15 protein-coding genes are annotated in these 21,630 nt (G+C 64.2%); 6 read left to right on the forward strand and 9 right to left on the reverse strand.

The annotated features are described in order from the left end of the window. Positions 1-49: 49 nt before the first annotated feature. Positions 50-1,273, forward strand: a complete 1,224-nt coding sequence (locus tag C7A17_RS21975) for a PilT/PilU family type 4a pilus ATPase (RefSeq protein ID WP_199796356.1) — start codon at positions 50-52, stop codon at positions 1,271-1,273. Here the strand turns inward: C7A17_RS21975 and C7A17_RS21980 are convergent. The 8 genes from C7A17_RS21980 to C7A17_RS22015 form a co-directional block, all read right to left on the reverse strand. Next, on the reverse strand, positions 1,270-2,019 hold the full coding sequence (locus C7A17_RS21980) for a substrate-binding periplasmic protein (RefSeq protein ID WP_106740507.1): 750 nt from the start codon (positions 2,017-2,019) through the stop codon (positions 1,270-1,272). The genes C7A17_RS21975 and C7A17_RS21980 overlap by 4 nt on opposite strands. A 69-nt stretch (positions 2,020-2,088) precedes the next feature. After that, positions 2,089-4,044 carry an acetoacetate--CoA ligase gene (locus C7A17_RS21985; RefSeq protein WP_106740510.1) on the reverse strand — a complete coding sequence of 652 codons (1,956 nt, stop codon included), beginning with the start codon at positions 4,042-4,044 and terminating at the stop codon, positions 2,089-2,091. Positions 4,045-4,257: 213 nt separating this feature from the next. Continuing rightward, positions 4,258-5,160 (reverse strand): hydroxymethylglutaryl-CoA lyase, encoded by a 903-nt coding sequence (locus C7A17_RS21990; RefSeq protein ID WP_106740513.1) that lies wholly within the window; start codon positions 5,158-5,160, stop codon positions 4,258-4,260. A gap of 224 nt (positions 5,161-5,384) precedes the next feature. Then, positions 5,385-7,325, reverse strand: coding sequence for an acetyl/propionyl/methylcrotonyl-CoA carboxylase subunit alpha (locus C7A17_RS21995; protein ID WP_106740516.1), 1,941 nt, complete (start codon positions 7,323-7,325; stop codon positions 5,385-5,387). A gap of 2 nt (positions 7,326-7,327) precedes the next feature. After that, positions 7,328-8,122 (reverse strand): gamma-carboxygeranoyl-CoA hydratase, encoded by a 795-nt coding sequence (locus C7A17_RS22000; RefSeq protein WP_106740518.1) that lies wholly within the window; start codon positions 8,120-8,122, stop codon positions 7,328-7,330. Positions 8,123-8,216: 94 nt separating this feature from the next. Then, positions 8,217-9,824: a carboxyl transferase domain-containing protein gene (locus C7A17_RS22005; RefSeq protein WP_106740521.1), complete on the reverse strand. Its 1,608-nt coding sequence runs from the start codon at positions 9,822-9,824 to the stop codon at positions 8,217-8,219. A gap of 101 nt (positions 9,825-9,925) precedes the next feature. Continuing rightward, entirely contained in the window at positions 9,926-11,089 is a 1,164-nt protein-coding gene (locus C7A17_RS22010; RefSeq protein ID WP_106740523.1) for an isovaleryl-CoA dehydrogenase, read from the reverse strand. Positions 11,090-11,138: 49 nt separating this feature from the next. Beyond that, entirely contained in the window at positions 11,139-11,519 is a 381-nt protein-coding gene (locus C7A17_RS22015) for a MerR family transcriptional regulator (protein WP_106740525.1), read from the reverse strand. An 87-nt stretch (positions 11,520-11,606) separates the two neighbouring features. On the opposite strand from C7A17_RS22015, the gene C7A17_RS22020 reads away from it, so the two are divergent. The 3 genes from C7A17_RS22020 (at position 11,607) to C7A17_RS22030 (ending at position 14,945) form a co-directional block, all read left to right on the forward strand. Next, the gene (locus C7A17_RS22020; RefSeq protein WP_106740528.1) at positions 11,607-12,374 is read left to right on the forward strand and encodes a 3-hydroxyacyl-CoA dehydrogenase; all 768 of its coding nucleotides are present in this window, start codon (positions 11,607-11,609) and stop codon (positions 12,372-12,374) included. A gap of 158 nt (positions 12,375-12,532) precedes the next feature. Further along, a complete protein-coding gene (locus C7A17_RS22025) occupies positions 12,533-13,723 on the forward strand; it encodes an acetyl-CoA C-acyltransferase (protein WP_106740531.1) in 1,191 nt (396 codons plus the stop codon). A gap of 94 nt (positions 13,724-13,817) precedes the next feature. Continuing rightward, positions 13,818-14,945 carry an acyl-CoA dehydrogenase family protein gene (locus tag C7A17_RS22030; RefSeq protein WP_106740534.1) on the forward strand — a complete coding sequence of 376 codons (1,128 nt, stop codon included), beginning with the start codon at positions 13,818-13,820 and terminating at the stop codon, positions 14,943-14,945. Positions 14,946-15,136: 191 nt separating this feature from the next. Here C7A17_RS22030 and C7A17_RS22035 read toward each other — a convergent pair whose 3' ends face one another. Then, positions 15,137-17,212 (reverse strand): TonB-dependent receptor family protein, encoded by a 2,076-nt coding sequence (locus tag C7A17_RS22035; RefSeq protein ID WP_106743104.1) that lies wholly within the window; start codon positions 17,210-17,212, stop codon positions 15,137-15,139. 610 nt (positions 17,213-17,822) lie between these two features. Here C7A17_RS22035 and C7A17_RS22040 point away from each other — a divergent pair. Both C7A17_RS22040 and aldA read left to right on the forward strand, forming a co-directional pair. Then, the gene (locus C7A17_RS22040; protein WP_106740536.1) at positions 17,823-20,000 is read left to right on the forward strand and encodes a PQQ-dependent dehydrogenase, methanol/ethanol family; all 2,178 of its coding nucleotides are present in this window, start codon (positions 17,823-17,825) and stop codon (positions 19,998-20,000) included. A gap of 64 nt (positions 20,001-20,064) precedes the next feature. After that, the gene (aldA, locus tag C7A17_RS22045) at positions 20,065-21,498 is read left to right on the forward strand and encodes an aldehyde dehydrogenase (RefSeq protein WP_106740539.1); all 1,434 of its coding nucleotides are present in this window, start codon (positions 20,065-20,067) and stop codon (positions 21,496-21,498) included. Positions 21,499-21,630 lie beyond the last annotated feature (132 nt).

The raw sequence follows: 21,630 nt of genomic DNA on the forward strand, positions 1-21,630 counted from the left end.
AACAGAACATGGCCTATGGTATTTCAATCGCGCCCACGGAAACGCCGTCATGGATCTCCACGCAATGCTGAAAGTGCTGTCCAGCCAGGACGGCTCCGACCTTTACCTGTCCACCGGGGCGCCGCCCTGCGCCAAGTTCAATGGCATGCTCAAGGCGCTCAGCCAGGAGCCCCTGAAGTCCGGTGAGGTGGCCGCCATCGCCGACTCGATCATGGATAGCGCGCAGCGCGAGGAGTTCGAGCGCGAGCTGGAAATGAACCTGGCGATTTCCCTGTCTGGCGTCGGGCGCTTTCGCATCAATATCTTCAAGCAGCGCAACGAGGTTTCCATCGTGGCGCGCAACATCAAGCTGGATATCCCGCGCTTCGAAGACCTCAAGCTGCCCGAGGTGCTGCTCAGTACGGTGATGGAAAAACGCGGCCTGGTGTTGTTCGTCGGCGGCACCGGTTCGGGCAAGTCGACCTCGCTGGCGGCACTGATCGACTACCGCAACCGCAACAGCGGCGGCCATATCATCACCATCGAAGACCCGGTGGAGTACGTGCACCGGCACAAGAAGTCGATCATCAACCAGCGTGAGGTGGGCGTCGACACCCGCAGCTTCCATGCTGCGTTGAAGAACACCCTGCGCCAGGCGCCGGACGTGATCCTGATCGGCGAGATCCGTGACCGTGAAACCATGGAGCATGCCCTGGCTTTCGCCGACACCGGGCACCTGGCGATTTCCACGTTGCACGCCAACAATGCCAATCAGGCGCTGGATCGCATCATCAACTTCTTTCCCGAAGATCGTCGCCCACAGTTGCTCAACGACCTGGGCAACAACCTCAAGGCCTTCGTCTCCCAGCGCCTGGTCAAGACCGTGGACGGTAAGCGCCGCGCTGCGGTGGAGGTGCTGCTGGGCACGCCGACCATTCGTGACTTGATCAAGCGCAACGAGTTTTCCGAGATCAAGGAAATCATGGAAAAGTCGAAGAATCTCGGTATGCAGACCTTCGATCAGGCGCTGATCGATCTGGTACACGAAGGCGCTATCGACGAAGAGGAAGCGGTGAAGAACGCCGACTCGGCAAACAACGTGCGTCTGAAACTCAAGTTGCATCGCGACAATCCAGCCAATGCCAGGCCTGCGCCAGCGGCGCCTGCTGCGCCCGTCACGACCCCGGCAGCAGCCCCGAAAGTCGCTGCCTCCGTGGATTGGGGGTTGGAGCTGAAGCTGGAGGATATCGAAGAGGAGCAGCCACCAGAGGATCCGGGGCGGCAGGGTATCTAAGGATCAGGCTGCAAGGGCATGTAGGCCTCGCGCAAGCGCTGGCTGACGCCTTCCTGCTCCAGTTCACCGATGGCGGTGCGTAGCTCCTCGACCAGTTGCGCATCGCAGTCCTTCGAGCAGGCGAGATAGAGGCCGGTGCTGGCGAGTGTCGCGCTCTTGCGCAGGTTCTGCCGGCGATGCTCCGATCCTTCCCAGATGTACAGGGCCTCCGGCACACCAGTGAACCAGGCGTCGATCCGCCCCAGCGTCAGCAGTCGAGCCGGGTTCTCGCCAAGTTTCAGCTGAACGATCTGACTATCGTCGAAGCCTTCGCGCTGCAGGATGGCCACCTGCGCCGTGCCCATCCCCACGCCGATGCGCTTATAGCGCTGGCGCGCTTCGGCGAAGCTGTTGACCGGTTCGTCCAGGGTGAAAAAGGCGCGCTCCAGCACCATGATCGACGTGACCCAGGTGTACTGATCTTCACGCTCTGGGGTGCGTGAAAGCGGGATGATCAACAGGTTCTTGCCGTTGGTAACCCGAAGCTGAGCCCGTGGCCATGGCTCGGCGACGATCTGAGTGAGCCTGCCCAGACGTGCCAGCGCTGTCAGCACCACGTCGCCGACCATGCCGTGGCCACCCGCGTAATGATGCAGAGTCAGCGGCGGTGCATCCGGCATGTAGAGCTTCAGTGGTTCCCTGGCTGAAGCGGCGCCCATGAACAGCAAGGCGAAAAGCAGGCAGACAAGCTTGAGCACGGCGAACATCCTGTTGCTCTGGTCGAGGCAGTATAGAGCCCGTATGGCTCAGGTGTTTACCAGGCAATCGCTGTCGGGCTATTGCTGCAGTTCCGGCAGGTTGCGATACAGTTCCAGCGCCTGCGGGTTGGCCAGGGCATCGGTATTTCTCACTGGACGGCCATGGACGACATTGCGCACTGCCAGTTCGACGATCTTGCCGCTGATGGTGCGCGGGATATCGGCGACCTGAACGACTTTCGCCGGTACGTGGCGCGGGGTGGTGTTGGCGCGGATCACCTGGCAGATTTCACGACGTAGTGCGTCGTCCAGCGTTACCCCCTCACGCAGGCGCACGAACAGCACTACGCGCACGTCGCCCTGCCAATCCTGGCCGATGGCGATGGATTCCAACACCTGCGGTACCTTTTCCACCTGACGGTAGATTTCCGCGGTGCCGATGCGTACGCCACCGGGGTTGAGCACGGCGTCGGAACGGCCGTGGATGATCAGGCCGCCATGCGCGGTTTCCTCGGCATAGTCGCCATGGGCCCAAACACCGGGGAAGGTGTCGAAATAGGCGGCGCGGAATTTCGCGCCGTCCGCGTCGTTCCAGAATCCCACCGGCATGGAGGGGAAGTGGTGGGCGCAGACCAGTTCACCTTTGTCGACCGTTACCGGCTGGCCGTTGTCGCTCCACACCTGCACGTCCATACCCAGGCCCTTGCACTGCAGTTCGCCAGGCCAGACGGGCAGCGTTGGGTTACCCAGGGCGAAGCAGGAGACGATGTCGGTACCGCCGGAGATCGATGACAGGCACAGGTCACGCTTCACGTCGCGGTAAACGTACTCGAAGCTCTCGTGGGCCAGTGGCGAGCCGGTGGAGAGGATGGCCTTCAGCTGCGTCAGCTTATGGCTTTCACGCGGCTTGACGCCTGCCTTCTCCAGGGCGGCGATGAACTTGGCGCTAGTACCGAAGATGGAGATGTCCTCGGCGTCGATCAGGTCGATCAATCGGGCTGGCTCAGGATGGAAGGGCGAGCCGTCGTAGAGCACAAGGGTTGCGCCCAGGGCCAGACCGGCGACCAGCCAGTTCCACATCATCCAGCCGCAGGTGGTGTAGTAGAACAGGGTGTCGCTGGCGCCCAGATCGGTGTGCAGTCCCAACTCCTTGACGTGCTGCAGCAGGGTGCCGCCGACGCCATGGACGATGCACTTGGGTACCCCGGTGGTGCCGCTGGAGTAGAGGATATACAGCGGCTGGCCGAAGGCGACTGGCGTGAACTGGGGGGTACCGCCGGGTTGGTAGAAATCCTGCCAGAGGGTCGCTAGAGCAACTGACTTGTAATCAGTAGGGCTGGCCTCGTCGCGTGAGTAGGGCACGATAACCAACCGCTCCAGGCTGGGCAGTTGCGGGAGGATTTCGTTTAGCTTGTCGGTCAGGTCGATTCGCTTGCCGGCATAGCGATAACCGGCGGCAGCGATCAGCACCTTGGGTTCGATCTGGCCGAAGCGGTCGATCACGCCCTGGGTACCGAAGTCCGGCGAACAGCTCGACCAGGTGGCGCCGAGGCTGGTGGTGGCGAGCATGCCGACCACGGTCTGCCAGGTGTTGGGCATGAACGCGGCGACACGGTCGCCGACACCGACACCAGCTTCGCGCAGGGCGCGTTGCAGACCGGCGACATGCGCTGCCAGTTGCGCGTAGCTGAGCTGTTCACGGCTGCCACCTTCGCCAATGGCAACCAGCGCCGGGTGACCGTCGTGGCGGCGCAACAGGTGCTCGGCGAAATTCAGCGTGGCACCGGGAAACCACTGCGCATCCGGCATTGCCGGGCCTTCGTGCAGCACGCATTTGGCGTGGGTGTGGAAGCGAATGTCGAAGAAATCGGCGACGGCCTGCCAGAAGGCTTCGCGCTGCTCGACGCTCCAGGCGTGCAAGGCCGGGTAGTCAGTCAATTGCAAGGCATGGCGCTGGTTGACGAAGCGGCGGAAGGCATCCATTCGGCTGGCGGCGATACGCTCGGCGGAAGGTGTCCACAGAGGTTGCGACATGCTGAATCCTCGTCGTTCTTGTTCGTATGCTTCAGCTTAGTGGTCGCGGGGTGTCAGGCCTATAACCCAGGCGACCTTTGTTGCCATTGCGCCGACCTTTTCATGCGCTCGGGGCAAGTTGCAAGCAGTGATTCGATACAGAGCATCTACCTGTAGGAGCGTATTCATCCGCGATTTTCGCGGCTAAAGCCGCTCCTACATGCAGGTGGGCGCTCAGCGATTCGCCAGTCGGGCACGTGCTACGCGCGAGCCATTGGCCTTGCCCAGCACTTCACAGATGCGTGTGCCAGCGTCGATCAGCTTGTCCATATCCACGCCGGTTTCGATACCCAGCCCCTGCAGCAGGTAGAGCACGTCTTCGGTGGCGACGTTACCGGTGGCACCCTTGGCGTAGGGGCAGCCGCCCAGGCCGGCGACCGAGCTGTCGAACACGCTGATGCCTTCGAGCAGGCTGGCGTAGACGTTGGTCAGTGCCTGGCCGTAGGTGTCATGAAAGTGCCCGGCGAGCAGGTGACATGGCACCTCGCGGCCGACCACGTTGATCAGGTGGCGGGTCTGCCCCGCGGTGCCGGTGCCGATGGTGTCGCCCAGCGAAACCTCGTAGCAGCCCATGGCGTACAGCTCGCGGGCGACGCTGGCGACCTGGGCGGCATCGACCTCGCCATCGTAGGGGCAGCCGAGCACGCAGGACACATAACCGCGCACGCGCACGTTTGCCGCTTTGGCCGCCTCCATCAACGGCACGAAACGCTGCAGGCTTTCGGCGATGGAGCAGTTGATATTCTTCTGCGAGAAGGCCTCGCTGGCGGCGGCGAAGACTGCGACTTCCTCGACCTTGGCTTCAAGCGCTGCCTCAAGGCCGCGCATATTGGGCGCCAGTGCGGCGTAGGTGACTCCAGGTTTGCGCTGGATGCCGGCGAACACCTCGGCGGAGCCAGCCATCTGCGGCACCCACTTGGGCGAGACGAAGCTGCCCACCTCCACGTAGCTCAGGCCGGCGGCGGTGAGGTCATCGGTAAGGCGCACCTTGTCGGCGACGCTGATCGGCTGTTTCTCGTTCTGCAGGCCGTCGCGCGGGCCGACTTCGACCAAACGTACGGAGTGGGGCAGGGTCATCAGGTTTCCTCGTATTTATCCGGTTGAGCGTAGGGTGCGCCGTGCGCACCGCCAGAGGCAAGACGGGGGAGCGGTGATTGCAGTGCGGTAGGGCGTACTCGGCTTTGGCTTCCTGCGTCGCTCTACCTCCTGCATCCATGCAGTCGTCGCGAAGCAGCACGCCGTTGGAGGGCGTGCGACTCGACATAAACCGGCTGGCTGCTCGCTTCGCTCGCGAGACCGCCCTACGTCTGCCCTTGTATCTCGAGCTCAACCAGCACTGCGCCTTCGCTGACCATTTCCCCTTCGCGGCAATACAGCGCCTTGACCGTGCCGGCTTCGGGCGCGCGGATACTGTGCTCCATCTTCATCGCTTCGAGCACCACCAGCGCGGTGCCGGCCTCGACCGCCTGGCCGGGCTCGACCAGTACACGGACGATGCTGCCGTTCATGGGGGCGCTCAGTCCGCCCTGCTGGGCATGGCTGGCTTCGGCGGCGGCGATGGGGTCGAAGCGGCTGATGGCGTGCAGTTCGCTTTGCCATTGCAGGTAGAGGGTTTCGCCACGGCGAATGGCGCGTAGACGCTGGCGCGTGCCGTCGATTTCCGCCAGCAGCTCTTCGCCCTGCAAGCGGGCCTGGTTGCTCGCGCGCACCTTGTGGCTCTCGCCCTGGCAGCTCAGGTGCAGCTCGATTTCCGCTGCGCCGCCGGCGCGCCAACCACTGCGGGCTGACCAGGGCGAATGCGGGTCATCGTCGCGCTGCAGGGGCGTTTCGCTCTGCGCCCAGGCATCGGCCGCGAGTTGCCAGAAGGTTTCCGGCAACTCGCTGGGTGCAGGCAGCAACTGCTGCTGATGACGCGGGATAAAGCCGGTATCCAGCTCGCACGCGGCGAACGCCGGGTGGGCGAGGATGCGGCGCAGGAAGGCCAAGTTGGTCTTCACGCCGCCGACCAGGGTGTCGTCGAGCATCGCCAGCAGGCGCAGGCGTGCCTGCTCGCGGTTCTCGCCCCAGGCGATCAGTTTGCCCAGCATGGGGTCGTAGAAGGGCGACACGCTGTCGTCCTCGGTCACGCCGCTGTCGATACGCCGGCCATTGTCGCTGGCGGCCTCGCGGTACAGCGCCAGGGTGCCGGTGGCAGGGAGGAAATCGTGATCCGGGTCTTCGGCGTACAGCCGCACCTCGATGGCGTGGCCGTTCAGCGGTACCTGTGCCTGGCTGATCGGCAGCGCCTCGCCACGGGCGACACGAATCTGCCAGGCCACCAGATCGAGCCCGGTGATGGCTTCGGTAACCGGGTGCTCCACCTGCAGGCGGGTATTCATCTCCATGAAGAAGAAGTCGCCACGCTCATCGAGCAGAAACTCCACGGTGCCGGCACCGACATAGCCGATGGCCTGCGCGGCCTTGACCGCCGCTTCGCCCATGGCGCGGCGCAGTTCGGGGCTGAGGCCCGGCGCTGGCGCTTCTTCCACCACCTTCTGGTGGCGGCGCTGGATCGAGCAGTCGCGCTCATTCAGATACAGGCAGTTACCGTGCTGGTCGGCGAATACCTGGATCTCCACATGGCGCGGCTTGAGTACGTATTTTTCCACCAGCATGCGCGAGTCGCCGAAGGCCGATTGCGCTTCGCGCTGCGCCGACTCCAGCGTTTCGGCGAGCTGCGCCTCGGACTCGGCGACCTTCATGCCCTTGCCACCGCCGCCAGCAGCAGCCTTGAGCAGCACCGGGTAGCCGATACGTGCGGCGGCCTCGCGGAAGGTGTCGAGATCCTGCTTGTCACCGTGATAGCCCGGCACCAGCGGCACGCCGGCAGCCTCCATTAGCGACTTGGCCGCCGACTTACTGCCCATGGCATCGATGGCCGAGGCGGGAGGGCCGAGGAAGATCAAACCGGCCTGCTCGATGGCGCGGGCGAAGCCGGCGTTCTCCGAGAGAAAACCGTAGCCGGGGTGAATGGCTTGCGCGCCGCTGGCCTTGGCGGCGGCGATGATCTTGTCGATCAGCAGGTAGCTTTCGCCGGGTTTGGCGCCGCCAAGGTTCACCGCGATGTCAGCTTCGCGCACATGCCGTGCATGGGCATCGATGGTGCTGTGCACGGCGACAGTGCGAATGCCCATGGCCTTGGCCGTGCGCATCACGCGGCAGGCGATCTCGCCACGATTGGCGACCAGCAGGGTATCGATCATGGTCATTGCTCCTGCCAGCTTGGTTGGCGTTTTTCCAGGAAGGCGCGCAGGCCTTCCTGACCCTCGGCGCTGACGCGCAGGCGGGCGATTGCGTTTTCGGTATAGCGGCGCAGGGCCGGGGTCAGCTCGCCGCTGCCGACTTCGCGCAGCAGATCCTTGCTGGCGCGCATGGCTTGCGGGCTGTTGTGCAGCAGGTTGGCGACCCAGGCCTCGACCTGCGCCTTCAGCTCATCGGCCGGGAAGCACTCGGCGAGCAGACCCAGTTCGCGGGCGCGCTTGCCGTCGAAACGCTCGGCGGTGAGCGCGTAGCGTTTGGCGGCGCGCTCGCCGATGGCCTGCACGACGAAGGGGCTGATCACCGCCGGGGCCAGGCCGATGCGTACCTCGGATAGGGAAAACAGCGCATCTTCGGCGCCAATGGCCATGTCGCAGCAACTGGCCAGGCCCACCGCACCGCCGAAGGCCGCGCCCTGGATGACGGCCAGTGTGGGGATCTTCAGGCCGTGCAGGTTGTACATCAGCTCGGCCAGTTCGCGGGCATCACTCAGGTTGGCGTTGTAGTCGAGAGTCGCGGCGTGCTGCATCCAGGCCAGGTCGGCGCCTGCGGAGAAGTGCTTGCCACGGCCACGCAGCAGGAGAAAACGCAGGCTCTTGTCTTCACCGACGGCGTCGAGGGCGAGGATCAGCTCGCGGATCATCTCGGCGTTGAAGGCGTTGTTCTTCTCCGGGCGGTTCAGCCACAGGGTGGCGAAGCCGCGTGGATCTTTCTCAAGCTGTACGGTGGTGAAGTCGGTCATGGTGTCAGGCTCGAAATATGCGCTGGCTCTGGTGGGAGGGGGCTTTAGCCGCGAGCTTTGCTGTGGCTGTCGCGGCTAAAGCCCCTCCCACGGATTACATGCGGAACACCCCGAAACGAGTCGGCTCGATGGGGGCGTTGAGGCTGGCGGACAGGGCCAGGGCCAGCACCTGGCGGGTCTGCGCCGGGTCGATTACGCCGTCGTCCCACAGTCGGGCGCTGGAGTAGAAGGCGTGTGCCTGCTGCTCGTATTGCTCGACGATGGGTTGCTTCAAACGCTGTTCGTCCTCGTCGGAGTAGGGCTGGCCGGCGCGTGCGGCCTGTTCGCGCTTGACCTGCACCAGCACGCCGGCAGCCTGCTGCGCGCCCATCACGCCGATACGCGCGTTGGGCCACATCCACAGAAAGCGCGGGTCATAGGCACGGCCACACATGCCGTAGTTGCCGGCGCCGAAGCTGCCGCCGATGATCACGGTGAATTTCGGTACCTGGGCGCAGGCCACGGCGGTGACCAGCTTGGCGCCGTGCTTGGCGATACCGCCTTCCTCGTACTTCTTGCCGACCATGAAGCCTGTGATGTTCTGCAGGAACAGCAGCGGAATGCCGCGCTGGCAGGCCAGTTCGACGAAATGCGCGCCTTTCTGCGCCGCCTCGGCAAACAAGATGCCGTTGTTGGCCAGGATTGCCACCGGATAGCCGTTGATGCGGGCGAAACCGCAAACCAGGGTAGTGCCGAACAGTGCCTTGAATTCATCCAGTTGCGAGTCGTCGACGATCCGTGCGATCACCTCGCGCACATCGAAAGGTTGCTTGGCGTCGGCCGGGATCACCCCGTACAGCTCTTCGGCCGGGTAGCGCGGGGCAATGGGCGCGCGGCTGTCGAGCTGGCCGAGCTTGCGCCAATTGAGGTTGGCGATGCAGCGCCGGGCCAGGGCCAGGGCGTGTTCGTCGTTCTCGGCGTAGTGGTCGGCCACGCCGCTGGTCTTGCAGTGCACGTCGGCGCCGCCCAGTTCTTCGGCGGTCACCACTTCGCCGGTGGCGGCCTTCACCAGCGGCGGGCCGGCGAGGAAGATGGTGGCCTGCTCGCGCACCATGATGGTTTCATCAGACATGGCCGGAACGTAGGCGCCGCCTGCGGTGCACGAGCCCATCACTACGGCGATCTGCGGGATGCCCAGCGCGCTCATATTGGCCTGGTTGAAGAAGATCCGGCCGAAGTGTTCGCGATCCGGGAACACCTCGTCCTGACGCGGCAGGTTGGCGCCGCCGGAATCCACCAGGTAGATGCACGGCAGGCGGTTCTCGCGGGCGATGGCCTGGGCGCGCAGGTGCTTCTTCACCGTCAGCGGGTAGTAGGAGCCGCCCTTAACCGTGGCATCGTTGGCCACGATCATGCATTCGACGCCTTCGACGCGGCCGATACCGGCGATCACCCCGGCGGCGGGCACGTCTTCGCCGTAGACCTCATGGGCGGCGAGTTGGCCGATCTCGAGAAAGGGCGAGCCGGCATCGAGCAGGCGGTTGATGCGTTCGCGCGGCAGTAACTTGCCACGTGATGTATGGCGCTCCTGTGCCTTGGCGCCGCCGCCTTCGTGGACGCGGGCGAGCAGGGCGCGCAGTTCGTCCACCTGGGTGAGCATGGACGCTTGATTGGCGGCGAACTCCGGTGAGCGGGTGTTGATCTGGGTATGCAGGATGGCCATCTGGCGCGCTCCGTTTCTGGCTACCGCCTGTAGGGTGCGCCGTGCGCACCAAGTCGTTGTGGGTGGTGCGCGTGGCGCACCCTACGGGTCAGTGGCCGTTGTTATTTCGTTTCGTTGAACAGCTCGCGGCCGATCAGCATGCGGCGGATTTCGCTGGTGCCGGCGCCGATCTCGTAGAGCTTGGCATCACGCAGCAGGCGTCCAGCCGGGTATTCGTTGGTGTAGCCGTTGCCGCCCAGCAGCTGGATGGTGTCGAGCGCCATCTTGGTGGCCATCTCGGCGGTGTAGAGAATCACCGCGGCGGCGTCCTTGCGCGATTCCTCGCCGCGGTCGCAGGCCTTGGCCACGTTGTACAGGTAGGACTTGGAGGCGTTCATGCCGGCGTACATGTCGGCGAGCTTGCCCTGCACCAGCTGGAACTCGCCGATGGACTGCTTGAACTGCTGGCGCTCGTGCACGTAGGGGAGCACCACGTCCATGCAGGCGCTCATGATCCCGGTCGGGCCGCCGGAGAGCACGGTGCGCTCAAAATCCAGGCCGCTCATCAGCACGCGCACGCCACCGCCCTCGCTGCCTAAGATGTTCTCTTCCGGCACTTCGCAGCCCTCGAACAGCAGCTCGCAGGTGTTGGAGCCGCGCATGCCCAGCTTGTCCAGCTTCTGGTGACGGGAGAAACCCTTGAAGTCGCGCTCGACGATGAAGGCGGTCATGCCGCGCGAGCCGGCGTTGATGTCGGTCTTGGCGTAGATCACGTAGGTGTGGGCATCCGGGCCGTTGGTGATCCACATCTTGTTGCCGTTGAGGATGTAGCGGTCGCCGCGTTTTTCCGCGCGCAGTTTCATCGACACCACGTCGGAGCCGGCGTTGGGCTCGCTCATGGCCAGTGCACCGATGTGCTCGCCGGAGCACAGCTTGGGCAGGTATTTCTGCTTCTGCGCCTCGCTGCCATTCTTGTGGATCTGGTTGACGCAGAGGTTGGAGTGCGCGCCGTAGGACAGACCCACCGAGGCCGAGGCACGGCTGATCTCCTCCATGGCCAGCACATGCGCCAGGTAGCCCATGTCGGTGCCGCCGTATTCCTCCTTGACCGTCATGCCGAGCAGGCCCATGTCGCCGAACTTGCGCCACATGTCCATGGGGAATTCGTTGTCGCGGTCGATCTGCGCGGCGCGCGGCGCCAGCTCGTTCTGGGCGAACTGGTGCACCGAATCGCGCAGCATGTCGAGGGTTTCGCCGAGGCCGAAGTTGAGGGTGGGGTAGCTCATGGGGTCACCTGCTGTTGTTCTTGTTGTGGGGCGGTGCGCATGGCGCACCCTACGCTTGAGTTTCGGCCAAGGCAGCCAGGCAGCGCTCCTCGGCGGTATCCAGTTCCAGCTGCATCTGCTGGATATCCAGCAACTGCTGTTCAAGCTGCAGGCGGCGTTCGGCGATCTTGCCCATGAAGGTCTCCAGCTGCTTGCGGCTGCCGGTTTCCGGGTCGTACAGCTCGATCAGCTCGCGGCATTCGGCCAGCGAGAAGCCGATGCGCTTGCCACGCAGGATGAGTTTCAGCGTCACCTTGTCCTTGGCGCTGTAGATGCGCTCCTGGCCGCGCCGCTCCGGCGCGAGCATGCCTTGCTCCTCGTAGAAGCGGATGGCACGCGTGGTGATGTCCAGTTCGCGGGCCAGGTCGGAGATGGAGTAGGTGGTTGCCATGGTCATTGCTCGTTTACCTTTACGTTAACGTAAACCTGTGCAAATCTGCCTGTCAATCTCACCGCACAACAATCACAGAGGTTGAGCATGCGTATCGACGAATCGGTATTCCTGATCAGTGGCGGCGCCTCCGGCCTGGGCCTGGCCACTGCCCGTGAGCTGGTCGGGCAGGGCGGCAAGGTGCTGCTGCTGGACATCAACGCGCAAGCGGGCCAGCAGGCCCTCGCCGAGCTGGGCGACGCTGCGCGCTTCGTGCGCGCCGATATCACTCGCGAAGAGGATGGTCACGCCGCCGTGGCCCAGGCGTTGACGGCTTTCGGCGCCCTGCATGGGTTGGTCAATTGCGCCGGTATCGCGCCGGCCGAGAAGGTGTTGGGGCGTAATGGCGCTCATGGCCTGGACAGCTTTCGGCGTACCGTCGAGGTCAACCTGATCGGCACGTTCAATCTGTTGCGCCTGGCCGCCGAGGCCATGGCGCAGAACACGCCGAACGCTGGTGGTGAGCGCGGCGTCATTATCAATACCGCCTCGGTGGCGGCGTTCGACGGACAGATGGGGCAGGCTGCCTATGCGGCTTCCAAGGGTGGCGTTGCCGCGCTGACGTTGCCGGCAGCGCGCGATCTGGCGCGCTCGGGTATCCGCGTGATGTGTATCGCCCCCGGTGTGTTCGAGACGCCAATGATGGCTGGCATGCCGCAGGAGGTACGTGATTCGTTGGCGGCCAACGTGCCGTTCCCACCGCGCCTGGGTCGCCCCGACGAATACGCCGCGCTGGTGCGGCATATCGTCGAGAACGCGATGCTCAATGGCGAAGTGATCCGCCTCGATGGCGCGCTGCGCATGGCGGCGAAATAGCCGGAGCGACCAGGTGTTTTTGTCGGAGCGGTTGGGGCGGCATTCCAGCCTCGTCATGATCGCGGCTGAAGCCGCTCCTACGCTCAGGCCCACGATCGGCACACGCAGAACAATCTTCCCGGATTGCATCCGGGCTACGCGATTCGAAGGTGAAACTCATGAAACAACAACTCGATCCCGTCGTCATCGTCAGTGTCGCGCGCACGCCCATGGGCGGCTTTCTCGGCGATCTGGCCGGCCTTACGGCGGCCGAACTCGGTGCAGCGGCGATTCGCGCGAGCTTGGAGCGTGCCGGCCTGGCTGCCGAGGCGGTGGACACCGTATTGATGGGCTGCGTGCTGCAGGCCGGACAGGGCCAGGCACCGGCGCGTCAGGCGGCGCTGGGCGCCGGGCTGAGCCAGGCGGTGCAGTGCACCACGCTGAACAAGATGTGTGGCTCCGGCATGCAGGCGCTGATGCTCGGCCATGACCAGTTGCTCGCCGGCAGCGCCGACGTGCTGGTGGCCGGCGGCATGGAGAGCATGTCCAACGCGCCGTACCTGCTGGCTCGTGCCCGCGGTGGCTATCGCATGGGCCATGGCCAGGTGCTCGACCATATGTTCCTCGATGGTCTGGAGGACGCCTACGAGCGTGGCCGGTTGATGGGCACCTTCGCCGAAGACTGCGCGCAGCAGTATCGTTTCAGCCGCGAGGAACAGGACGCCTATGCGCTGGAGTCGCTGCGTCGCGCCCAGCAGGCGATAGCGGACGGTTCGTTCGCCGGCGAAATCGTCGCCGTGGAGGCGCCACTGGGCCGCGAGCGGCGCCTGGTCGATACCGATGAGCAGCCGCCCAAGGCCCGACCGGACAAGATCCCTGGCCTGAAACCGGCGTTCCGTGAGGGCGGTACGGTGACGGCGGCCAATGCCAGTTCCATTTCCGATGGCGCCGCCGCGCTGCTGTTGATGCGTCTGTCCGAGGCTCAGGAGCGAGGGTTGGAGCCGCTGGCGCGTATCGTCGGGCATGCCGGCCACGCCCAGGCACCGAACCTGTTCACCACAGCCCCGGTGGCAGCAATCCAGCGCCTGCTGACGCGTATCGAGTGGGCGCTGGAGACGGTCGATCTGTTCGAGATCAACGAGGCCTTCGCCGTGGTGCCCATGGTCGCCATGCGCGAGCTGGGCATCGACCACGCCAAACTCAATGTACACGGTGGCGCATGCGCTCTGGGCCATCCCATCGGCGCGTCCGGCGCGCGCATCCTGGTGACGCTACTGGCGGCGCTGCAGCAGCGGGGTCTCAAGCGTGGTGTGGCGTCCGTGTGCATTGGTGGCGGCGAGGCCACTGCCGTGGCCATCGAGTTGTATTGAGCACTGCGCAAATGACTTGTGGGAGGGGCTTGAGCCGCGACAGTCGCCGCTGAAGCGCCTCCCACAGTGATTAACCCGTTTACCGGAGCCAGCCATGCTGCCTAACGAAGAAGACATCCTTATCCGTGACATGGCCCGCCAGTTTGCCCAGGAGCGGCTGAAACCCTTCGCCGCTGATTGGGATCGCGAGCATCGTTTTCCTGCCGAGGCCATCGCCGAGATGGGGCAGCTGGGTTTCATGGGCATGCTGGTGGCGCAGCAGTGGGGCGGTGCCGAAACCGGCCATCTGGCCTATGCCATGGCCCTGGAGGAAGTGGCGGCTGGCGATGGCGCCTGTTCGACCATCATGAGCGTGCATAACTCAGTGGGCTGCATGCCGATCCTCAAATACGGCAGCGAGGAGCAGAAGCAGCGCTTTCTCCGTCCGCTGGCCGAGGGCAGCATGCTCGGTGCCTTCGCCCTGACCGAGCCGCAGGCAGGTTCCGACGCCAGCGATCTGCGCACCCGTGCGCGGCGCGATGGCGACCATTACGTGCTCAACGGTGCCAAGCAGTTCATCACCTCCGGCAGCCACGCCGGTATGGTCATCGTGTTCGCCGTCACCGATCCGCAAGCGGGCAAGAAGGGCATCAGCGCCTTTATCGTGCCGACCGATACACCGGGGTTTTCGGTGGTGCGAGTGGAGGACAAGCTTGGCCAGCATGCCTCAGACACCTGCCAGCTGCAGCTCGACGACGTGCGCATCCCGGTCGATCTACGCCTGGGCGAGGAGGGCGAGGGCTATCGCATCGCCCTGGCCAACCTCGAAGGCGGACGCATCGGCATCGCCGCGCAATCGGTGGGCATGGCGCGGGCCGCGTTCGAGGCGGCGCGTGATTACGCCCATGAGCGGGTGACCTTCGGCAAGCCGATCATCGAGCATCAGGCGGTGGCGTTTCGCCTGGCGGACATGGCCACGCAGATCGCCGTGGCGCGGCAGATGGTGCATCACGCTGCCAGCCTGCGCGAAGCGGGCCAGGCGTGCCTGACCGAGGCGTCGATGGCCAAGTTGTTCGCCTCGGAGATGGCCGAGCGCGTGTGCTCGGCGGCGATCCAGACCCTGGGGGGGTATGGCTACCTCAAGGACTTCCCGGTCGAGCGCATCTACCGCGACGTGCGCGTGTGCCAGATCTATGAAGGCACCAGCGATGTGCAGCGGATGGTGATTGCCCGCGGTTTGTAAGCGTAGGGTGTGCCGTGCGCACCGTGGCTGACGCCGCGGTGTCATGAGATCCCTTGTTACATGCTGTGCAAAGGAAGCTGCTGCGCTGTGGCGAACTCGGTGCCAGGCCTGGCGGTGCGCACGGCGCACCCTACGTGATGTCGTCATTGCGTCGGGTGGATCACGGGTTACCGATCCACCATGAGCGCTGATCAGTCGAACTGGTACTGCACGCCCGCACCGACGTACCAGGCGCGTTCCGGGCCAGGCTCGTAATAGCGGCCGTTGCCATCACCGACGATCACCGAGCCGATGTATTCGCGATCGAACAGGTTGTCGATACGGAGCACCTGGTTGAAGGTCAGCGCACCGGCTTTCTGCTCGAAGCGCGCCTGCCAGTTGAACAGTGCATAACTGGGCGCCGCCTTGGCGGTGTTGCTGTCCTCGACGTACAGCTGGCTGCGGTACAGGCCTTCGACGGCGGTGCTGAACCAACCCACCGGCTGCCAGGCGAGTTCGCCATACAGGCTGCGGGTAGGAATGCCCGGCAGATGGTTACCCGACTCGATCAGGCGGCCGTTGCTGGTGAAATCCTTGCTGTATGTGGCATCGATATGGGTGTAGGCAAGGTTGGCGCGCAGGGTTTCGCTCAGGCGGCTTTCCAGCGCCAGCTCGATGCCACGGCGGCGGGTCTGGGCGGCGTTCTGGAAACGTGAACGGCCACCGCTGGCCGATTCCACCACCAGTTCGTCGTCGGTATCGATCTGGAACAGTGCCAGTTGCAGGCTGGTGGCCTCGGCCAGGCGCGCCTTTAGGCCGACTTCGATCTGCTCGCTGGTGGCTGGTTTCAGGTCGAAGCCGAAACCGCCACCGTTGCCGGAATAGGACAGCTCGTTCAGCGTCGGCGTCTCCACGCCCTTGCCCCAACTGGCGTAGATATTCAGGCTTGGCAGCAGGGCATAGCTGGCGCCCAGGGTCGGTGTGAGCTCGCGGTAGGTCACCGAGCCGCTGTCGTCGCCATTGCTCAGAAAGCGGTCATCCACGTCGAATTCTACCTGGCTGTGGCGCAGACCGGCCTGCAGGTCGAGCTTGCCCAGTTGCCAGGCTGCCTGGACATAGGGCGACAGGCTGGTGACCTCGTTGCGCTCGTCGCGGCGCAGGTTGCCTTTCACGCCCAGGGTGGTGCCGACGAAGTTCTCGTAACCCTGGCGGTCATCGCGCGAGTAGTCGTAATCCAACCCTGTCGTAACCGTCAGCAGGCTGCTGCCCAGGTCGAATGATTGAATCCAGCGATTACCGATGCCATGGAAGCGTCGCTCGAAGTCGATCACTCCACCAGATTGTGTTGGGTTGTTTTCTTGGAACGCCTTCCCAATCGACTGGTACTGAATCACCCGTCGCGTGCCGCTATACAGCGTGCTCTGCCAGGTGCCGTGGGCGAAGCTGCGTTCGTAGTTGAGCGCGAGCTGACGATGGTCGACGGTCTTGCGTGTATTGAATTCCAGGGCGCTGGGGGCTGCGGCACGGCGGTCGCTCTGTACCTGTTGCCAGGTCAAACCCTGTGGGTCTTGCGTGTCGTTCTGATCCAGCTCGCTGAAGCTCAGGCTGAGCTTGCTGACATCGTCCGGGTACAGGGTCAGCTTGGCGAAGGTCTTGTCGAGGATGGCGCCGCTGTGGTCGCGATAACCGTCGGTTTCGAAGTGCGAGCGGTTGATGATGAAACCGGCCTTGTCGTTGCCACCTTCGGCGGCGACGCGGGTACGGCTGGTACCGTAGGCGGCCTGGGAGGTGTCGACCGATACCTTGGGCGCGCCTTCGCCATCGCGCGAGAACAACTGGATCACGCCGCCGGAGTTGCTGCCGTAGACACTGGCGAACGGGCCGCGCAGGACTTCGATGCGTTCCAGGGTGTCGAGGTCGAAGGTCGCCGCCTGACCCTGACCATCCGGGTTGGACAGCGGCACGCCATCGGCCAATAGCTTGATGCCGCGAATGCCGAAGGCCGAGCGGGCGCCGAAGCCGCGCGAGGAGATCTGCAGATCCTGGGCGTAGTTCTGCCGGTTCTGCACCACCAGCCCCGGCACGCTGCCGAGCGCTTCTGACAGGTTGACGCCCGGTTTGCCCAGGGTGGCCTGTTCGGCGTCGATGCGGTTGACGGAGAAGGGCAGTTGCCAGCCGCTGGCCTGATAGCGGCTGCCGGTGATCACCAGTTCGTCGATCTCGTAGGGCGTCTGCTCGGCCAGTGTCAGTCCCGGGAGCAGAGCGATGCAGGTCAACTTGAGGCGCATGGAGCGATCCTTCTTCAGGTTCTTCTTGTGCGTACCGTACAGGTGCGGTCGATGTTCATCGCGACGCAGACGTTGCCGACGTTGTATCGCGTCGCAGGGCAAGGTCATCGATGGCCGCTGGAGCGAGTGACATCCATGGGCCGTGCCAGGTTTGATGAACGCTTGGCGAGCCACGTGCGCGCAAGGGTTGAGTTGTCTCGAAAATGCCGTCCAATGACCATGGCCAGAAGGTTTCCAGCGGCTTCGACATTGGTCGTGGTTCTTTGGTCGCATGCTGGTGCTGTGCGGCTCTGCGTGGTTTCCAAGTATGCAAGACGAGCCTCGCAGGGTAGCAGGCGAACCTACGGGATACGGTCGTGAGCGAGGTGAATTTGTTTCCCCGCATTTGCCGCGGCACTGCGGCCTGCTGCTGTAGCGTCGCTGCAACAGCTGTCGCGTTCGGCGCTACACCTGTTGCGCGACAGTGCTCCATGCGTTGTCGTCGTCAACTGCGCAAGGCCCCATAAAACAAGGGCTGCGCCCATTCTCCAGGCCCTGGCACAGCCGTTGCTCCAGCGCTTGCAAGCCGCGATATCGCGTTCGCGGTCACAACAAGAACTGGAGAAAAACCATGAGTTCGATTGGCCTCGACTTGCCTATCGCCCGCTCGACGCTCGACAGGCAACCCACCTTGCGCCTCCCACGTACTGCCCTGGTCGCAGCTTTGCTGCTGACCGGCTTCTGTCAGGCGGTGCAGGCCGCCGATGTCGACGGCAAGCGCATCATCGCCGCCGACCAGGAACCCGGTAACTGGATGAGCCACGGGCGTACCTACGACGAACAACGCTATAGCCCGCTGGAGCAGATCGACCAGCAGAACGTCGACCAGCTCGGCCTGGCCTGGAGCTACAAGCTGGACATCGATCGTGGTGTGGAAGCCACGCCTATCGTGGTCGATGGCGTGATGTACACCACCGGGCCGTTCTCGGTGGTCTACGCCCTGGATGCGCGTAACGGCAAGCTGTTGTGGAAGTACGACCCGAAATCCGACCGCAGCCGTGCCGGCGAAGCCTGCTGCGACGCGGTCAACCGTGGCGTGGCCGTGTGGAAGGGCAAGGTCTACGTCGGAGTGCTAGACGGCCGTCTGGAGGCTATTGACGCCAAGACGGGCGAACGCGTCTGGTCCGTCGACACCCGCGCCGATCACAAGCGTAGCTACACCATTACCGGTGCGCCGCGCGTGGTGAACGGCAAGGTGATCATCGGCAATGGCGGTGCCGAGTTTGGCGTGCGCGGTTACGTGACCGCCTACGATGCCGAAAGCGGCAAGCAGGCCTGGCGCTTCTACACGGTGCCGGGCGACCCCAAGCTGCCACCGGAAGACAAAGCCATGGAAATTGCTGCCAAGACCTGGCACGGCGATGCCTTCGCCGAACAGGGCGGCGGCGGTACCGCCTGGGATTCCTTCGCCTTCGACCCGGAGCTGAACCTGCTCTACATCGGTGTCGGCAACGGCTCGCTGTGGGATCCGAAGTGGCGCAGCCAGGCCAAGGGCGACAACCTGTTCCTGTCGTCAATCGTCGCCATCGATGCCGATACCGGCGAGTATGCCTGGCACTACCAGACCACACCGGGCGACGCCTGGGACTTCACCGCCACCCAACACATGATCCTCGCCGAGCTGCAGATCGACGGCAAGGAGCGCAAGGTGCTGATGCAGGCGCCGAAGAACGGCTTCTTCTACGTCATCGACCGTGCCACGGGCGAGTTGCTGTCGGCCGAGAACATCGTGCCGGTGAACTGGGCCAAGGGCATCGACATGAAGACCGGTCGACCCATCGTCGACGACGAGGCCGCCGCCTATTGGAAAGATGGCAAGCGCAAGCTGGTGACCCCGGCGTTCTGGGGGGCGCATGACTGGCACCCTATGTCGTTCAACCCCAAGACCGGCCTGGTCTACATTCCGGCGCACATCATGTCCGCCTACTACGAGCACATCCCGCAGGCGCCTGCGCGCAACCCGTTCAAGAGCATGTACCAGCTCGGCCTGCGCACCGGCATGATGCCGGAAGGCCCGGATGGCCTGCTGGAGATGGCCAAGACCTGGTCCGGCAAGCTGATCGCCTGGGATCCGGTGAAGCAGAAGGCCGCCTGGGAGGTGCCCTACATCACCATCTTCAACGGCGGCACGCTGAGCACTGCCGGCAATCTGGTGTTCGAGGGCAGCGCAGATGGTCGGGTGATCGCCTACGCCGCCGAGGATGGCAAGAAGCTCTGGGAACAGCCGGCTGCTAGTGGCGTGATGGCTGCGCCGATCACCTACTCGGTGGACGGTGAGCAATACGTGACCTTCATGGCTGGCTGGGGTGGGGCGTTCTCCACCTTCGCTGGCGCCCTGTCGCTACGGGCCGGCGTGCAGCCTTTCGCTCAGGTGCTGACCTACAAGCTCGGCGGCACCGCCAAGCTGCAGGAGCCGGCGCCGCCTGCCGATGCGCCGAAGCCGCCGGCACTGACAGCCGATGCCGCCACCGTCGAGGCCGGCGCCAAGCTGTACGACGGCTATTGCTCGCAGTGCCATGGCATCCACGCCGTGAGCGGTGGTGTGCTGCCGGATCTGCGCAAGCTGGCGCCGGAGAAGCACGAGATGTTCCTCGGCATCCTCTATGGCGGCCGCGTGCCCGACGGCATGCCGTCGTTCGCCGAGGCCTTCGATGCCAAGCAAGTCGATCAGATTCACCAGTACCTGATCAAGCGTGCCCACGACCTTCAGCAGGAAGGCGACGCCTGGAAGAAATTCAGCGCCAACTGACCCATACGGGCGCATGCCGGCCTGGCATGCGCTCGTCCGCCCACTCCGCATAGCGAGAGCGACCATGAGCGAAACCACCTACCAAAACTACATCGACAGCGCCTTCGTCGGCAGCGACAAGCTGATCGAAGTGCGTAACCCGGCCAACGGCGAACTGCTGGCGCGTATCCCAGAGGCCAGCAGCGAGCAGGTCGACCACGCCATCGCTGCCGCACGCCAGGCGCAGAAGGGCTGGGCCGCCAAGCCGGCTATCGAACGTGCCGGCTACCTGCGCCGTATTGCCGAAAAGGTGCGCGCCAATGCGCCGCGCCTGGCCCGGATCATCACCCAGGAAGGCGGCAAGGTGCCGGCGCTGGCCGAGGTGGAAGTCAACTTCACCGCCGACTACCTCGATTACATGGCCGAATGGGCACGCCGCCTGGAAGGCGAGGTGTTGACCAGCGATCGCGCCGGCGAGCATATCTTCCTGCTGCGCAAGCCGCTGGGCGTGGTGGCCGGCATCTTGCCGTGGAATTTCCCGTTCTTCCTGATCGCGCGCAAGATGGCGCCGGCGCTGCTGACCGGTAACACCATCGTCATCAAGCCCAGCGAGGAAACCCCGATCAACTGCTTCGAGTTCGCCAGGCTGGTGGCTGAAGTCGAGCTGCCGACTGGTGTGTTCAACGTCGTCGGTGGCACTGGCGCAGGGGCCGGCAGTGCACTGACCCGTCATGCTGGCGTCGACCTGATCAGCTTCACCGGCAGCGTCGGCACCGGCTCGCGGATCATGGCCGCCGCTGCGCCACATATCACCAAGCTCAACCTGGAACTGGGAGGCAAGGCGCCGGCCATCGTCCTGGCCGATGCTGATCTGGATCTGGCGGTCAACGCCATCAAGGCTTCGCGGGTGATCAACACCGGACAGGTGTGCAACTGTGCTGAGCGCGTCTACGTCGAGCGCAAGGTGGCGGATCAGTTCATCGATCGAATCGCCTCGGCAATGGCGGCTACCCGCTATGGCGATCCGTCCGCCCAGGCCGATCTGGACATGGGGCCGCTGATCAACCAGGCCGGTCTGGACAAGGTGGCGCAGATGGTGCGCACGGCAGTCGGGCAGGGCGCGCAGGTGATTACCGGCGGCAATATTGCTGACCTGGGCAAGGGCTTTCACTATCAGCCGACGGTGCTTGCCGGCTGCGCCACCGACATGGAAATCATGCGCAAGGAAATCTTCGGTCCTGTGCTGCCGATCCAGATCGTCGATGATCTCGACGAGGCTATCGCGCGGGCCAACGACAGCGAGTACGGCCTGACCTCGTCGATCTACACCCGTAACCTCAGTGCTGCGCTCAAGGCCAGCCGTGAGCTGGACTTCGGCGAGACCTACATCAACCGTGAGAACTTCGAGGCGATGCAGGGCTTCCATGCCGGCACGCGCAAGTCCGGCATCGGCGGCGCGGATGGCAAGCATGGGCTGTACGAGTACACCCATACCCATGTGATCTACGCGCAGGAATAACGAGCGATGCTTGAGCGGGCCGGCGCGTGAGTGCCAGTTCGCTCTTTTTGTCTGTTCGAGTGAGGCGATACACAGGCGGGACTACGCTTCAGCCGACCTGGTGGTGGGGCCGAACGGTGCCATCTGACACTA

The sequence above is a fragment of the Pseudomonas mendocina genome, from assembly GCF_003008615.1.
Taxonomy (GTDB): Bacteria; Pseudomonadota; Gammaproteobacteria; order Pseudomonadales; family Pseudomonadaceae; genus Aquipseudomonas; species Aquipseudomonas mendocina_C.

Coding starts and splice junctions, on each gene's coding strand:
- C7A17_RS21985 (WP_106740510.1), bottom strand. CDS start 4,044: ATGTCGCAACCTCTGTGGACACCTTCCGCCGAGCGTATCGCCGCCAGC.
- C7A17_RS22005 (WP_106740521.1), bottom strand. CDS start 9,824: ATGGCCATCCTGCATACCCAGATCAACACCCGCTCACCGGAGTTCGCC.
- C7A17_RS21975 (WP_199796356.1), top strand. CDS start 50: ATGGATCTCCACGCAATGCTGAAAGTGCTGTCCAGCCAGGACGGCTCC.
- C7A17_RS21980 (WP_106740507.1), bottom strand. CDS start 2,019: ATGTTCGCCGTGCTCAAGCTTGTCTGCCTGCTTTTCGCCTTGCTGTTC.
- C7A17_RS22035 (WP_106743104.1), bottom strand. CDS start 17,212: ATGCGCCTCAAGTTGACCTGCATCGCTCTGCTCCCGGGACTGACACTG.
- C7A17_RS22000 (WP_106740518.1), bottom strand. CDS start 8,122: ATGACCGACTTCACCACCGTACAGCTTGAGAAAGATCCACGCGGCTTC.
- C7A17_RS22040 (WP_106740536.1), top strand. CDS start 17,823: ATGAGTTCGATTGGCCTCGACTTGCCTATCGCCCGCTCGACGCTCGAC.
- C7A17_RS21995 (WP_106740516.1), bottom strand. CDS start 7,325: ATGATCGATACCCTGCTGGTCGCCAATCGTGGCGAGATCGCCTGCCGC.
- C7A17_RS21990 (WP_106740513.1), bottom strand. CDS start 5,160: ATGACCCTGCCCCACTCCGTACGTTTGGTCGAAGTCGGCCCGCGCGAC.
- C7A17_RS22010 (WP_106740523.1), bottom strand. CDS start 11,089: ATGAGCTACCCCACCCTCAACTTCGGCCTCGGCGAAACCCTCGACATG.
- C7A17_RS22015 (WP_106740525.1), bottom strand. CDS start 11,519: ATGGCAACCACCTACTCCATCTCCGACCTGGCCCGCGAACTGGACATC.
- C7A17_RS22025 (WP_106740531.1), top strand. CDS start 12,533: ATGAAACAACAACTCGATCCCGTCGTCATCGTCAGTGTCGCGCGCACG.
- C7A17_RS22020 (WP_106740528.1), top strand. CDS start 11,607: ATGCGTATCGACGAATCGGTATTCCTGATCAGTGGCGGCGCCTCCGGC.
- aldA (WP_106740539.1), top strand. CDS start 20,065: ATGAGCGAAACCACCTACCAAAACTACATCGACAGCGCCTTCGTCGGC.
- C7A17_RS22030 (WP_106740534.1), top strand. CDS start 13,818: ATGCTGCCTAACGAAGAAGACATCCTTATCCGTGACATGGCCCGCCAG.